Consider the following 14,258-nt stretch of genomic DNA (forward strand, 5'->3'; position numbering starts at 1 on the left):
TAAGTTACTTGACCGTATTATCTCCCGATAAAGTACTTAAAACAATAGTGCCTTCACTATTTCCACTATTTACTTTTTCAGTTGATCTATTTTTCCCAAAGAGTGAATTATCCCCACTTAAAGTACTCAGTCGATACTGAGCAGCTTTTACGTCTTTAACTAAATTATCTCCTGAAGTTGTTGAAACTTTAAGTTCATCAAAAACCGTACTATCTTCTATTTTAAAGTCACCGCTTGTTAATTTCACTTTTCCTTGTCTTACTGCTACTTTTTTTAGATCAATGTCTCCTGAAGTTGTAGTTAATTTTACTTCATCAGACTTAACTTTATTCAAATTTATATCGCCACTTACTGCAAAAACAGCTAAAGAATCAACAATCAAATTCTTAATATCTGTATCACCACTTACTGTAGTCGTTTTTATCTCACTTAAATGATGACCATCAGGAACTGTAACAACCAAGTTGCCACTGTCATTATGACTAACTACATTTACTTCAATAAAACCTTTTTTCCAAAATTTACCATGGTTACGATCTACCTTTGGTTCTTTAACCTCAAGAACATCATTCTTAAATTCTACGCTTGGCTTTTCATCCAAAGGACCACGATAATGAATTTCAAAGCTATTACCAAATTCAATCTTAAGATCAATATCAATCAATTCAATATTTAACTTATCAAAACTGTCTTTGCTTAAAACTTCATTAACTAACTTAGCTTTATCTTCTTCATTTTTACTGAAAAACATTTTATATACCTCTTTTATTATTCGTTCATTAATCTTATTTGAATTTAATTTTACTATCAGAGAGATAATTTTCAACGAAATTTAACTAAGTGGTAAAAAATTACATCTAACATGCAAAAAAAGGCAGCTGAGCTACCTTTTTATTAATCCTATTTAAGAAAATTACTTATTATTAACAATAATCAATGACTTAATAGCTTCACGATTGCTCATAGCTTCGTAAGCTTCTTGGATATGATCCAAATCAAAACTCTTAGTAAAGACCTTACCTGGGTTAATCTTACCATCAAGAACTGCTTGCAATAATACTTCCTTATTAGGCTTAGTTACTGATGCAATAGCTCCGCGAAGACCCAAGTTCTTCCAAAACAATTGGTTTGACTTAGGTTCTGCATGTGGTACACCTACTCTACCAATAACAGCACCTGGGCGAGCAATTTGACCAGCTTGTTCAATTACACTTTCTGCACCAACACATTCTAAGACTGCATCCGCACCAGCATTCTCTTTTGTTAAAGCAAGTATATCTTTAACAGCTTGTTCATCCCGACTAGATACAACATCGATTGCACCGAATTCTTTATCTAATTGTGCACGATCATCATGGTGAGATAAAAGAATGATCTTTTCAGCACCTAATAGCTTAGCACCAATTACTCCAGCAAGACCAACTGCACCGTCCCCAATCACTGCTATAGTGTAGCCTGGTTTTACTTCACCGTTTATAACCAGTTGCCATTACGTCAGACAAAGTTTGAAGGGATGCCAATTGATCATCAGTATAATCTTCTGACTTACTATAAATCTTTACTAAACCAGAATTAGCTGGTTCATATTTCATGTGCTCAGTTTGAGAGCCACCATTAGTTTCTGGCTTTTGATTTAAACAATTATCTTCAAAACCGTTAGTGCATGCGACACAGTGTCCCCATCCATGAGTAAATGAAACAATGACAAAGTCATTTGGCTTAATATCTTTTACATCATTGCTGAACTCTTCAACAACACCAATTGCTTCGTGACCAATTAATGAGCCACTTTCACGATCAGCAACTCCTCTAAACCACCATAAATCTGAACCACAAACACTGGCACGAATTACAAGAATAATAGCTTGATTTTCTCCATCAATCTGGGGCTTCTCAACTTCTTTTACTTTTACTTTACCAGGTTCTACAAAAACTGCTGCTTTCATATCTATATCCTTTCATTTCATCAACTCACATAATTAGGTTAAATGAAAAATCTTCTCAACAAAATTACTGAAAAAACATGCTACTATTCAAAAATCAGTAATAACATCTTCTTGTAAAATATCTAAATCTAATAAATCTTCAGCAGGTGTCATAGCTAACTTTTTATTAGCTTTTTCACCCAATTCTGATAATTTCGACGAACTATTGCTTTCTCGATTGCTCCATTACCAAATAAAACTACAACTTGCTTCTCCATATTTTTGTCCTCTACATTTCTTAATTTTCTGGCGTATTGATTCTAACACTATCTCGTGAATCTAAATTAGGATCTTCAACTAATTTTTTAACTAAATCGGCAATTGAAGCGACTGAAACGTCATATCCGCCAAATTCTTCGCCCTTATGCGTAATTCTATAATCAACTGGACCCAGCCAGGACGAATAATGGTGTAATTTAAGTCGGATGCTTCAATTACGTCAGCAGCTTCTCGATATGGACAAAGAACTGGACTTACCTTTTCAAACGTTCCACCCATTGATAGTGGAACTTCTCCATAGATACCCATAGACGTAATAAAAATAAGTCTTTGCACATCGTTACGCTTCATTGCTACTACAATATCACGTGCAAATTCAGCCAAATTACCAGACAAAGCAGCAAATACTACCTCTTGTCCCTTCATTGCTTTATCTAAAGCTAAACTATTTGTTAGTGAACCAGAAATTATCCTCTCTCTATCTGGATTTATATTTAATCTCTCGGCATTTCTTGAAAAGGGAGTCAAAAAGTCATCAGTTTCACCCAATAATGTTTTTCTAACAGCTGCGCCCAACAGTACCAGGAGCTCCAATAATCAATACATTCTTTATTAACAAGTCACCTTTTTTTGATTTCATAGTTAATAATACAGACTAACGTTCTTTCAACCAATCGCAAATTGACTGTCCAATTAATAAGTTTTACTTATAGAAAAAGAGATCAGCTTTACCCACTAATCTCTTTTTCTACTGCTTATTTAATTGTCATCAGATTTTGAGTCATCTTAATCGTTAGTATCATTGCGTTCACTCTTTTTGTTCTTGTCATGATCACGATCTTTATTTTTTGACTCACTATGATCTTTAGCGTGCTTATCCTTGCTATCTTTTTTATCATCAGTTTCTACTTTTAGGATCTTTTGATCTTTAGCGTCGATTTTGACTTCAATTTCCTTATTGCCGTCTTTAAATTCAACTTTCCAAACTGGCTTATTATTATCCATTTCTAAAGACCACTTAACAGCCTGACCAGAAGCTTTTGTTTGGGCTAACTTTGTAGCCTCACCACGACTCATAAGATTGCTAAGATCTAATGCTTCTTGTTTCTTTTCATCATCATCAAGTTTCTCTGACTTAGCTTTTAAAATCTTACCAGTATTAGCATCGATTTTAACTTTATATTCTTTTTCTGAATCAAAGCCCTCTACTTCATAAATATATTTATCTTTTTTATTTTTTACTTCAATTTCTTTAATTGATTTAGAGCCAAACTTTTCATTGAATTTATTAATTGCATCACTTTGAGAAATATTGATAGTTGCATTTTTAGTTTGCTGAGTAGTTTGTGCTCCTGTTGAAGCATGAACTTGATTAATTAAGGTTAAACTTGTTCCACCCATTACCAAACCTAAAACTGCAGCTGCCAAAGATAATCTTTTAATATTTGTTTTCATAAATAATGTCCTCACTTTTTTCTTTTTAATTTTTCTTATTACTTAACTTTGTATATTTAGTTTACGAAAAAATGAGGTTCAAAAAACTAAGGATACATATAAATTAAATGAAGATTTTTTCATTTTTCACTTAAAGTGGCAATTCAACTTTAAAAATTATCCCCTTCGGAAGATTAGCAGTAACAATGATTTTTCCATGATATTTTTCAATAATTTCTTTTACAATTGCTAAACCAATACCGGTACCCTTGATTTTACTTGAGTGTGCTTGGTCTTCTCGGTAAAAACGATCAAAAATTTTATCATGATTTTCTTTCTTAATACCAATTCCTTGGTCTTTAACTATTAATACTAAATTTTTATCATCTTTTTCCAATTCTACAGTTACTTTTATGTTATCTTTGGAATATTTTGCAGCATTATCTAATAGATTATGAATAATTAATCGAAAATCTTTCAGCTCAATTGGATAAAAAAGTTTAACAGGACATAAAAGATCAATCGAACAATGATATTCCTGGTCAATTATTTGACTTTCTTTATAAATAACTGAAACAAGATCAATAGATTCAATGGTTTGATGTTGCTTTTTTGCTCTTCCTAGCTCTAACAGTTCATTTACTAATACTTCCATGCGACCAGATTCAGAATCAATATATTTTAATGACTTAGCAATAATCTCTGGATGATCTTTCCCTCGTCGTTTAATCAAATTAATGTGACCACGAATAGCTGCAATTGGCGTTTTCAATTCGTGAGATGCATCAGTAACAAATTGTTGCTCGCGTTTTATTGCTTGCTCTTGATATTCTAATAGATCATTAAAAGACTGTGCCAGATGCCGAATTTCGGCTGGTTCTTGAGGAACAAAAACTTCTTTTTTTGAAATTCTTTGGTTTTCAATTGCAGCAATATCTTGATCAATTTTTTCTAATGGCTGGCTCCATTTTTTTGAAAAACGCTTTATTAAAGGAATTGAAAATATAATGGCTAGTAAATTTAAAATAATAATTGCTAACAGTAAATGCGTAATTAGAGTAAATAAATCATTAACATTTAAAATTACAGAAATCTGATATTTATCTTCTTGTTCAGTTTGAAAATAGTACGCGCTATTGTTTAGAAAAACAACATGATTAAAATTTCCTCTACCTCGCGTTTTTTTAAATAATTCTTCACCATCTTCAGAATAAACTGTCTTTCCCTTAGGTGTCTTCACAGCGATAGCATCGTTACTTTGTCGAGCAAGATATGCATTAAGAAATAATTTCCACTCTTTTTTATTTTTATGATCATCGTGATCGCTAATATTGTCCCTAACTGTATCAATAACCTCTTCTGCTTGTTGGTGGGCATTATTATAAATAAATGTTATCGAAATTGCGGCAAAAGTTAAATTTACTAACAAAAGAAGAATAATAAATAAACTCAAAAAAAGACGCGTTAATTGCTGCGAAGTAGTTTTTATTTTTTTACTCATTATCATCCGGCTTTCTCAGACAATAACCATAACCACGCACGGTTTTAATTAAATTACGATACTTCCCTAACTTAGTCCGCAAAGCTCTAACATAAACATCAACTGTATTAGTTTGACCTACAAAATCATAGCCCCAAACAATATCTAATAACTCATCCCTACTTTTAACTTTCTCGGGATCATTCATTAACTCACACATTAATGCATATTCTTTTGGAGTGAGATAGATTTCTTTTCCATCACACCAAAATTTATGAGAAATTAAGTCAATTTTTAGAGCACTAAATTCTAAATTAGAACTAATAGTCTGCTTCTTTTCATGCTCTAGTCTTCTAAGTATCACTCTAATTCGAGCAAAAAGCTCTTCTATTTCGAAAGGTTTAGTCATGTAATCGTCTAACCCTTGATCTAAAGCATTACTAATATCGGAAGCTTGATTTCGAGCAGTCAGCATTATTATTGGAACATCGCTGACCTTTCTAATTCTTCTTAACACGGTAATTCCATCATAAATCGGTAACATCCAATCTAACAGAATTAAAGTTGGCTTTTCCTTTTTAAAAAGTTCTAGTCCATCTTTGCCATTTTGTGCCCAAAATACACTGTAGCCTTCTAATTCAAGTTCAGGTTGAATAAAGCTTGCTAGGCTTTCTTCATCTTCAACTAATAAAATTTTTATATCCTTCATTTTAACTCCTAAAACTACATAAATTACTTCTTCAAAATATCTGCAAATTCTTCAGTGTAAAAGCCGGAATTATCTACTTTCCAAAAAGCATAATATTGTTGAATCATTTGTTGATTTCCATTTAATAAAAATATTTTCTTTATTTGGGCATTTCTGATGCTTTTTCCAGTTCTTTCATTAGTCAAAAAATATCTGCCCCCGAAATCACCTGCATAAGCGCTTCATCGTAAGTTCCAACTAGTTTAAAGTTACTTTCGATTCCAAGAACTGTACGGCAATATTCAAGCTCACTATCTTTTTCACTATTTCCAACAATTAAAATGTATGGAAATTCAGCTAATTCATGACTAGTTATTTTCTTACTGCCACGAACCAAACGTTTATTTATTACTATTTCAAAACTAGAACTGGTTAAGTATTCATTAACATATTTATTGGATGACGCACGTCGTAAATCACTGAAATTCAAATCAATCCGATCATCTCGAAGCAATCTGAATAATTCTTCACGATTTCCAGAATGAATACGTACCTTTACTTCAGGATACTTTTTAGATACTTCAGGATACTTTTTAGAAAACTCGGTTACTGCTTGTAAAAACTCGCTAGTATCAAAATCTCGTAAATATCCTAGTTTCAAAGTATAATTGTCTTTCTCTCGTTCACCAATTTGCTTAGTCTGGTCAATTAAAAGATTATAATTAGCCAATAAATCCTGGCCATGTTGATAAAAATATTGACCTGCTGGTGTCACAATAAAACTTCTACCCTTTCTTTATAGAAATTTTACTCCGAGATTACTTTCTAACTCTTTAATCTGCTGTGAAATTGCCGACTGCGAGATATGATATTCTTCAGCTGCTTTAGTAAAATTTTCATTTTTAACGACAGAGATAAAATAAATAATTTGATTCAAATTTGTCTCCCCTAATTATTCGAATTTAGGTTGCCATTCTGGATCATTATTTGCATCAAAGCACATTGTAATTTGTTCTTTAGTATTTCTACCAAGCGAAAGATGTGGCAAGTTATTTAAAGAAAAATAATTACAAGCATCTGTTTCATCATTTGGCATAAAATTACCTTCAATTTCCTTACACAAGCAGAATATCTTAGTTATATTGACTTTTCTAATCGGTTGATTATGATGATTTCGATCCTGTACAGCAATAATTTTAATTGGCTTAACTAGTCGCCCCGCTTCTTCTTTTGCTTCTTTAATACAATTTTCGCCAGCAGTTTGATCATAATCATTCCAGTCGCCTAGCAAAGACCATTCTTGTGTCATTTTTCTCGAACAAGTAAGATTTTATTATTTTAAAAAATAGCTGCTCTAGTATCAAGTTTAGGCGTTTGATAATCTTCATTACCCAAAAATATATTCTTTAATTGCTCCTTTGGCATCTTTTTGTCAAAAGACAGTATTTCTAGATACTTATTCATAGCGCTCTATATCAAAGATATCCGAACTCTCTTTTAAGCCAGTTTGAGCAAGTTTCTGTAACTTAAGTGCCCGATCTTTAATCTGAGTAATTGGCTTCATTATTTTTCTCTTTGATGAATCCTTACAATCTTAAAAAAGCAAAAATTTCCTCACAGAAATATTGCTCCTCCAATCATTATTCAAATCTAGTATCCCAGTTAGGATCATTATTTGCATCAAAACACATTGCAATTTGTTCTTTAGTATTTCGTCCAAGTGAAAGTTTAGGTAAATTATCTAAATTAAAATAATCACATGTATCCGTTTCATCATTTGGCGTAAACTTTCCACTAATTTCCTTACATAAATAAAATATTTTCGTAATATTAGTCGCAATAACAGGCTTATTATGATGATTTCGATCTTGCACTGCAATAATCTTAATCGGTTCTACTATTCTTCCCGCTTCTTCACGAGCTTCTTTAACACAATTCTGGGCAGTCGTTTGATCATAATCATTCCAGCCACCAGGCAATGACCACTCCTGTGTCTTTTTTTCACGAACAAGTAATATTCTATTATCTTTAAAAATTGCAGCTCGTGTATCAATTTTTGGAGTTTGATAACCCTCATCTCCTAAGAAAAGTGTCTTAAGTTTTTCTTTCGGAATTCCAGTTCTAGCCGACATCATTTCACCAGCGATTCGACGAATCTCTTCATAACGTTCACGATCAAACACATCGTGACCATAGTGTAAACCTGCTTGAGCTAAACTTTGTAAATCCATCGCCCAATTTGCAATTTGATCATTTGTCTTCATTCTTTAATCACCTAAAATTTTATAGTTAAACTAATGACTGGCAATATAGTCTTGTAATTCGCCTAGCTTATCGATTTTAAAAGTAAAAACTTGCATGCCTAATTTCTTTGCTGCATTAGTGTTTGCCTTTAAATCATCAATATATAAACTTTCTTCTGGCTTTAACATATAACGAGCAAGCAATTTTTCATAGATTCTTCTATCTGGCTTCATTAACTTTTCTTGCGCTGAAAAAACATAACCGTCAAAATAATTACCCATTTCAGAATCTTTGACAAAATTGGCAAACTTCATCCCTGTATTAGACAAACCATAAATCTTGTAGCCATCTTTACGCAATTGCTCAATATAATTAAAAACTGGTTCATAAAAATCTATATTTTCTGGCCAAGTTTCCATAATTTGATTAACTTTTTCTTTAAATTATCCGGAACCCGATTAATAAAAATATTTGTAGCTTTTTTTTCATCGATCTTATCAGCGTCAATCTCTGACCATTCTTTTGATTCAAAAATAGTTTTTCTTAATAAGTTATGCTCTTGGCGATTTAATTCATAATGATTCAAAATCTCATCAGGATTATAATTCATAATTACGTTGCCAAAATCAAAGACAATATTTTTTAGCATTCGACTATCCTCCATCATTTCATAATCTATAACTAAAATATGCGCTTTTAATAAAAAACTTGCAAGAAAATGCCTAACTTGTATATAGTATTTCAGCACTTTACTTTTACTATAATTATTATCCCATTAATGATGATTGGCTATTAATAAATTGATGCAGATAAAGTTTTGTTATAATTATTAAAGCTAGCTTATTTATTAGAGGAGTAACTCATGCTAAGAAATCCCAGAAAACACAATTTCGATCAATTTTCAGATCAAGAAAAAGAAAAATTAAACAACGTTAAAAAAGAATTAATTGAAGCTCAAAAAAATGAGCCTGAAAGTCTACGGGAACACTTGCAAGCTTTTAATGATGGTGTAATGGCAATCATCATTACAATTATTGTTTTAGAAATTCAGCCTGCACTGCATGAAGTTCATTATCAACAGTTCATCAATAATATTATCGTCTTTCTAATCACTTTTTTTATTGTGGCAGACTTTTGGTATGATCTGCACTTAGCATTTTCTTACTACATTTTTAAGCCATCAAAAACAATTGCTATTTTAGACTTCTTTTTCTTAGCTGACTTGTCGCTTTTACCAGTCATGACAAAATGGATTATGGCAGAAACTTCTACTTTTGCTGTAGCAAATTTTGGAATTGTATTTTTAATTGCTAAGATTTTAGAATATTTAATTCAATATTTTGGAGCTAGAAAAACAGCTAAGTATTCGCAAATAATGAACATTATTATAAGTCGATCCTTAATTAGAAAAATGTTCATAACTTTATTCTTGAATATTATACTAATTGTCTTATCATTGTTTAATGCTAAATTAGCAATGATATTATATCTAGTTATTCCAGTTATTTCATTCCTATTTCCAGTCAAACGCACTAAAATAATGTAATCAAAAAGGCACTAGTAGACTCATCTCTGTAAAAAATCTACTAGTGCTTTTTCTATCTATTCTTATCTTGTTCCTTGCAGTGGCTCTTGCATACGCATTCCTTGTCATTCACCATTTTGCAATGACAAATACCATCTTTTCCAGCGCAAGGACAACCTTTCTGACATTTCATTCCTTTGTGACAATATTCATTTTTCATTTTCATCGCCTCTACAATATATTATGTTCGCAATATCCTACTTTAGCAAATTTTCTATACTAAGAATAACTAATCATATTGCTTCACTATCTCTTTTAATTGTTTAAGATAGCTTTCTTTTAATTCACCAGGATAAATAATTTTTACATTACTACCCATGCTTCATATTGCTTAAAACTAGCTACTAACTCTTTTCTATTAATTAAACTATCTTGATCAATAGCTATTTCAACTTTTTGAAATTTATCTAGTCTTAAAATCTTCCAAGTTGCTGATTTTTCATTATAAGCATGACAGAACCAATTTCCTGCTTGAAAAAATAGATCCAATAATTGGAAATTTTGCTCTTTATTTGAATTTTGCGCACTTTGCACATTAATTCACCTAATATTAATACAAGCATCAATTAAAGTTTCAAAGTACTTTACCTTATTCAAACTAGGTTGACCATTAAAATGAACTACTTTATCTTGAAGTTTAATCTGTTCTTGTAGTCTATACGATAAACTTTTAAGTAATTTCTGCTTAATTTGATCATATTCATTACTGTAAGGCGTAGTAGAAATCTTTTTAATTGCTTCTAAGGCAAAGAAAATTGCATTTATTTCTTGCGTATTAAATCCAATTGGCGTTAGAAGTTTATTATTAGTTAAGTGATAACCGCCTTGACGACCTGCTTGCGTATAAAATGACAACCCCAATTGCTCTAAATCTGTAATATCATGCAATGCTGTTCTTTCTGAAATTGAAAAGTGATCTTCTAACTCCTTTAAATGAAATATTTTCTTGTCACTCAAATAAATTAATTCTTGATTTAGTCTTTCTGATTTTTTCATAATTTCAATTTATTCCGTCAAAAATGTCAGTATTTTCTTATATAAAAATTCTACTGGATAAAAACGACAAGAAAGGATTTAATTATGGTAGACATTTTAAATAATCATACAAGTAATCAGGAGTTTTTAGATTTTGCAGTAAATCAAATCCATAACGTTGATATAGTAAAAACTCATCAGGGCGAACCAAGTGCACAAGTATGTGATTTATTGCTTAATAAAAACGGCAAATTATATATTGCTACTTCTAGCCAAAATCCATTCTTTCAAGATTTAATTAATCAGCCAAAAGTCATCATCAATGGTTATAAGGGAAACGGCACGATGGATTCTTGTGGCTTTTCAATTAGAGGGACAATTAAAAATATTAATCACCAATACATAGACGAAATTTTCGAAAAGAATACCTATCTTAACGAAATTTATGCAGATGATATTGAAGCTGCTAAAGAAGATTTAAGAGTTTTAGAAATCACACCACAAAGCGCAGATTATCTTGATCACCGCACTACTCCTATTTTTATGAGGAAATTTGAATTCTAAAAATATCAAAAAATGTCGATAGACCACTATATGAATCTACCGACATTTTTTAATTATTTTTGGCACGCTGATTGTAAAATTAAATTGAACACTTGATAAAAAATAAAAAGTCCATTCGGACCTGTTTGATAGAATGTTAATAACCACAAAAACTTTCTATTGGAGGTCAAAATGGACTCTTTACATTCTACCATGAACCAGCACGTTAAAGGCAAGCATTTATCATTTGAAGAGCGAGTTATTATTCAATTGCGTTTGAAAGATGGCTATTCTTTGCGTGCAATTGCCCGTGAACTTAACTGTTCTCCTTCTACTATCAGCTATGAGGTTAAGCGTGGCACTGTAAAACTGTATCATGGTAAAGTCAAAAAATATAAGGCTACTCAAGGGCATGATGCATATAAAGCTCATCGTAAAAATTGTGGGCGCAAATCAGACTTTCTCAGGAAAGCTCAATTCATGCGCTATGTCCACAAGCATTTTTTTAAAGATGGCTGGTCGCTTGATGTGTGCAGTAATCGTGCTACTGCTGTTGGCGAATTCGCTAGCAGCGATGTTGTCTGCACCAAAACTCTTTATAATTACGTTGATCAAGGCTTATTAGGAATTTATAATTACGACTTGCCAGAGAAGCTTAAACGCAATACTAAGCTTCATCGTATTCGCAAAAATAAGAAAAAACTTGGCAGAAGCATTGAAGAACGTCCTAAAGAGATCAATAAACGTAATGAATTCGGTCATTGGGAATGCGATTTAGTTCTCGGACATAAGAGCAAAGATGATGAGGTACTGCTAACCTTATCTGAGCGTATGAGTCGTGAGTTTTTAATTCTTCGTATTCCTGACAAGACTTCTGTCAGTGTCATGCAGGCCTTTAAAGAACTCCAAAGGCAATACAGCGAACATTGGAATGATATTTTTAAAACCATTACCACTGATAATGGCTCAGAGTTTGCAGATCTTTCCAACCTAGAAAAAGTATCCAATACACTGGTTTACTATGCCCATCCTTACACTTCTTGTGATAAGGGAACAGTTGAAAGACACAATGGTCTTATTCGCAGATTCATTCCTAAGGGAGAAGCAATAGCTAACTATTCTTTACAAGACATCATTAATATTGAAACCTGGTGCAATTCTTTGCCAAGAAAGATACTGGCCTATCATACACCAGATGAAATCTTTGAAAGAGAATTAGATCTAATCTATCAAGCAGCTTAACTAAAAGTGTTCAATTTATTATTGCAATTTGCGATTATTTTTGGCACTTAAAAAACCAACGAGTTGCATTTTTATCTTTCATTTCTAAGCTAAAATCAGAACCTACTTCAATAGAAGTAAAACCTGCTTGCGTTAGCATCGATTTAATAACTGGCAATTCATAAGATCTTTCATAATGAGTTTCAGACAAACGATTGTACTTCCCCTCTTCCATTCTATTAAAGAAAGTCAGATCGTGAATTACCCCATGTTCAACATCATCATCCGCATAACTTTGCCACATAAAGGCTCTTGAATAGTCATCATCTTGATAGTTATACATAAAGCCCGGATACACATCATCAGTCTGATGTGGCGTAATTACATCAAAAAGAAAGACACCGTCCTTCTCTAAATGATTAGCAACTTCTGAAAATACCTGAAGCAAATCATTTTCATCATCCAAATAACACAGTGAATCTGCATAACACGTAATTACATCATACTTTTCAAGGCCACTCAAATCTCGCATATCAGTTTCAATTAACTGCATAGAAACATTGTTTTCAATGCTATGTTGATTAGCTAAACTGAGCATTTCATCAGAAAAGTCTGCCACGGTGACATTTAAACCATCATTTGCTAATAAAATAGCTAATCGTCCACTACCACCAGCCAAATCAAGCAAATTACAATCTACCTTTTTAATATTAGCCAAAGTGAATTTTTCCCAATTTTTATACATATCTGAATCAAATAACTGATCATATAATTGAGCGAAAGTTTGATATATCATTTTATAAATCCAATCTTTACAGAAGTTATCTATAATTCTCTCATTAATTTGTGAACTTGGCGATAAAATTTGGACTTTATTATCTAAATTTTATATTCTTGCTCATTTTAAAATCAAAAATTTTAGTATAAAAATTAAATTTTCTTCACATCACAAATAAAGGATTGAAAATCTCCTGACACTTGTGCCATCTTCTGGTTCCAGCCATTTAATTGATATGGTAAACGTAAACCTAACTCTGTTAACACTTGTCCTTGAAGTCTTACTTCTGCGTTGACTGAATATTCAACTTTGTTAGATAAACCTGGCAACTTTAAATAATGATCTAAGGTTTCATTTGGCCGGGCTAATTTTCTATAAAAGCCCACTACTTGTTCAGGACCTTTTCTCATACTCCACGCGTAGATGTTCTTATTATCTCCGATTAGTAATAACTGACTAAATCTACCATTTACTAAAAGATCTCTTCTTTGCTTGTACCAACTGATATGTTGCTTAATTGCATCTTTTTCTTCATCATCCAGCTGAGCTAAATCTAATTCATATCCTAATGGGCCAAAAGAATTAAAGTCTTGTCTGAATTTCAAACTAGTTACTCGTTTTATCTGATCATTTGGAACTACTGATACATGATTACTAAACGTCGACAAAGGGCTTTGAAACGATCTTTTCTGCCACCGCAGAAGAGAAAAACTTTACCACTAAGGGGTCAAGCTCAAACTGTTCTTTGATTAAGATTGCTAGGCCATCAATGCCTTTACGCAAGTCAGTCTTACCACAAACGATATAGACTTGGCCCAAGTCACTAAGCTTAATCATGACAAAATCTTTTCTAAAAACTTATTCATAATTTCAGGATCTAAACTACTATAGAATCTTAGTTCTAAGTCATTTTTCTTCAAGCTAAGCAACAGATTATTACGTGGTGGACGAATCTTTTTCGGTCTCACTGGATGGTTTAATGCCACAATTGGCTATTGTTTTTCAATCGTATTCTTAACCTCCATCAATTTGATGAGATTAGAATACCTGAAAAATAAGGATTAAAAAAGATACTCGGTTATATGACGCTTACTATTCTACTTAAT

Annotated in this window: 17 protein-coding genes and 4 pseudogenes; 3 read left to right on the top strand and 18 right to left on the bottom strand. The window is 32.1% G+C overall.

Annotation, left to right across the window (positions count from 1 at the left end):
* Positions 1 to 4: 4 nt before the first annotated feature.
* The 12 genes and pseudogenes from H1A07_RS04855 to H1A07_RS04900 all read right to left on the bottom strand — a co-directional run bounded on the left by H1A07_RS04855 (position 5) and on the right by H1A07_RS04900 (position 8,699).
* Positions 5 to 751, bottom strand: a complete 747-nt coding sequence (locus H1A07_RS04855; protein WP_210144480.1) for a DUF4097 family beta strand repeat-containing protein — start codon at positions 749 to 751, stop codon at positions 5 to 7.
* A 162-nt stretch (positions 752 to 913) separates the two neighbouring features.
* Positions 914 to 1,946, bottom strand: a pseudogene (locus tag H1A07_RS04860) (zinc-binding dehydrogenase).
* Between the two features lie 277 nt (positions 1,947 to 2,223).
* Positions 2,224 to 2,817 (bottom strand): annotated as a pseudogene (locus H1A07_RS04865) (NAD(P)H-binding protein).
* Between the two features lie 173 nt (positions 2,818 to 2,990).
* Positions 2,991 to 3,659 (bottom strand): PepSY domain-containing protein, encoded by a 669-nt coding sequence (locus H1A07_RS04870; RefSeq protein WP_210144482.1) that lies wholly within the window; start codon positions 3,657 to 3,659, stop codon positions 2,991 to 2,993.
* Between the two features lie 130 nt (positions 3,660 to 3,789).
* Positions 3,790 to 5,139, bottom strand: coding sequence for a sensor histidine kinase (locus H1A07_RS04875; RefSeq protein ID WP_210144484.1), 1,350 nt, complete (start codon positions 5,137 to 5,139; stop codon positions 3,790 to 3,792).
* Complete coding sequence (locus H1A07_RS04880; RefSeq protein ID WP_210144486.1) at positions 5,132 to 5,827, bottom strand: response regulator transcription factor; 696 nt, start codon at positions 5,825 to 5,827, stop codon at positions 5,132 to 5,134. Before H1A07_RS04880 ends, H1A07_RS04875 begins: the two co-directional genes overlap by 8 nt.
* 23 nt (positions 5,828 to 5,850) lie before the next feature.
* Positions 5,851 to 6,012: a hypothetical protein gene (locus H1A07_RS10200; protein WP_244974084.1), complete on the bottom strand. Its 162-nt coding sequence runs from the start codon at positions 6,010 to 6,012 to the stop codon at positions 5,851 to 5,853.
* The gene (locus tag H1A07_RS10205; protein ID WP_244974085.1) at positions 6,009 to 6,581 is read right to left on the bottom strand and encodes a LysR substrate-binding domain-containing protein; all 573 of its coding nucleotides are present in this window, start codon (positions 6,579 to 6,581) and stop codon (positions 6,009 to 6,011) included. Before H1A07_RS10205 ends, H1A07_RS10200 begins: the two co-directional genes overlap by 4 nt.
* A gap of 21 nt (positions 6,582 to 6,602) precedes the next feature.
* Positions 6,603 to 6,743: a helix-turn-helix domain-containing protein gene (locus H1A07_RS10210; protein WP_094496907.1), complete on the bottom strand. Its 141-nt coding sequence runs from the start codon at positions 6,741 to 6,743 to the stop codon at positions 6,603 to 6,605.
* A 15-nt stretch (positions 6,744 to 6,758) separates the two neighbouring features.
* Positions 6,759 to 7,370, bottom strand: a pseudogene (locus H1A07_RS04890) (NUDIX hydrolase N-terminal domain-containing protein).
* A gap of 76 nt (positions 7,371 to 7,446) precedes the next feature.
* On the bottom strand, positions 7,447 to 8,070 hold the full coding sequence (locus tag H1A07_RS04895; protein WP_210144488.1) for an NUDIX hydrolase N-terminal domain-containing protein: 624 nt from the start codon (positions 8,068 to 8,070) through the stop codon (positions 7,447 to 7,449).
* Between the two features lie 30 nt (positions 8,071 to 8,100).
* Positions 8,101 to 8,699, bottom strand: a pseudogene (locus H1A07_RS04900) (HAD family hydrolase).
* Positions 8,700 to 8,912: 213 nt separating this feature from the next.
* Between H1A07_RS04900 and H1A07_RS04905 the strand changes: the two are divergent.
* Positions 8,913 to 9,596, top strand: coding sequence for a TMEM175 family protein (locus H1A07_RS04905; protein ID WP_057719270.1), 684 nt, complete (start codon positions 8,913 to 8,915; stop codon positions 9,594 to 9,596).
* A 342-nt stretch (positions 9,597 to 9,938) separates the two neighbouring features.
* Here the strand turns inward: H1A07_RS04905 and H1A07_RS10215 are convergent, their stop codons facing one another.
* Together H1A07_RS10215 and H1A07_RS10220 are read right to left on the bottom strand one after the other, a co-directional pair.
* On the bottom strand, positions 9,939 to 10,169 hold the full coding sequence (locus tag H1A07_RS10215) for a WYL domain-containing protein (protein ID WP_244974086.1): 231 nt from the start codon (positions 10,167 to 10,169) through the stop codon (positions 9,939 to 9,941).
* A gap of 6 nt (positions 10,170 to 10,175) precedes the next feature.
* Positions 10,176 to 10,631 (bottom strand): helix-turn-helix transcriptional regulator, encoded by a 456-nt coding sequence (locus H1A07_RS10220; RefSeq protein ID WP_244974087.1) that lies wholly within the window; start codon positions 10,629 to 10,631, stop codon positions 10,176 to 10,178.
* Positions 10,632 to 10,715: 84 nt separating this feature from the next.
* Between H1A07_RS10220 and H1A07_RS04915 the strand changes: the two genes are divergently transcribed.
* Both H1A07_RS04915 and H1A07_RS04920 read left to right on the top strand, forming a co-directional pair.
* Positions 10,716 to 11,174, top strand: a complete 459-nt coding sequence (locus tag H1A07_RS04915) for a hypothetical protein (RefSeq protein WP_210144490.1) — start codon at positions 10,716 to 10,718, stop codon at positions 11,172 to 11,174.
* Positions 11,175 to 11,345: 171 nt separating this feature from the next.
* The gene (locus tag H1A07_RS04920; RefSeq protein ID WP_011161461.1) at positions 11,346 to 12,395 is read left to right on the top strand and encodes an IS30-like element ISLjo1 family transposase; all 1,050 of its coding nucleotides are present in this window, start codon (positions 11,346 to 11,348) and stop codon (positions 12,393 to 12,395) included.
* 34 nt (positions 12,396 to 12,429) lie between these two features.
* On the opposite strand, the gene H1A07_RS04925 is transcribed toward H1A07_RS04920, so the two are convergent.
* The 4 genes from H1A07_RS04925 to H1A07_RS04940 all read right to left on the bottom strand — a co-directional run bounded on the left by H1A07_RS04925 (position 12,430) and on the right by H1A07_RS04940 (position 14,138).
* Entirely contained in the window at positions 12,430 to 13,170 is a 741-nt protein-coding gene (locus H1A07_RS04925; RefSeq protein ID WP_210144492.1) for a class I SAM-dependent DNA methyltransferase, read from the bottom strand.
* 134 nt (positions 13,171 to 13,304) lie between these two features.
* On the bottom strand, positions 13,305 to 13,820 hold the full coding sequence (locus tag H1A07_RS04930; protein WP_244974088.1) for an alpha-galactosidase: 516 nt from the start codon (positions 13,818 to 13,820) through the stop codon (positions 13,305 to 13,307).
* The gene (tnpB, locus tag H1A07_RS04935) at positions 13,807 to 13,989 is read right to left on the bottom strand and encodes a transposase (RefSeq protein WP_244974089.1); all 183 of its coding nucleotides are present in this window, start codon (positions 13,987 to 13,989) and stop codon (positions 13,807 to 13,809) included. Before tnpB ends, H1A07_RS04930 begins: the two co-directional genes overlap by 14 nt.
* Positions 13,986 to 14,138: a hypothetical protein gene (locus H1A07_RS04940; protein ID WP_244974090.1), complete on the bottom strand. Its 153-nt coding sequence runs from the start codon at positions 14,136 to 14,138 to the stop codon at positions 13,986 to 13,988. Before H1A07_RS04940 ends, tnpB begins: the two co-directional genes overlap by 4 nt.
* Positions 14,139 to 14,258 lie beyond the last annotated feature (120 nt).

It is taken from the genome of Lactobacillus taiwanensis (genome assembly GCF_017894345.1).
Classification (GTDB): Bacteria; Bacillota; Bacilli; order Lactobacillales; family Lactobacillaceae; genus Lactobacillus; species Lactobacillus taiwanensis.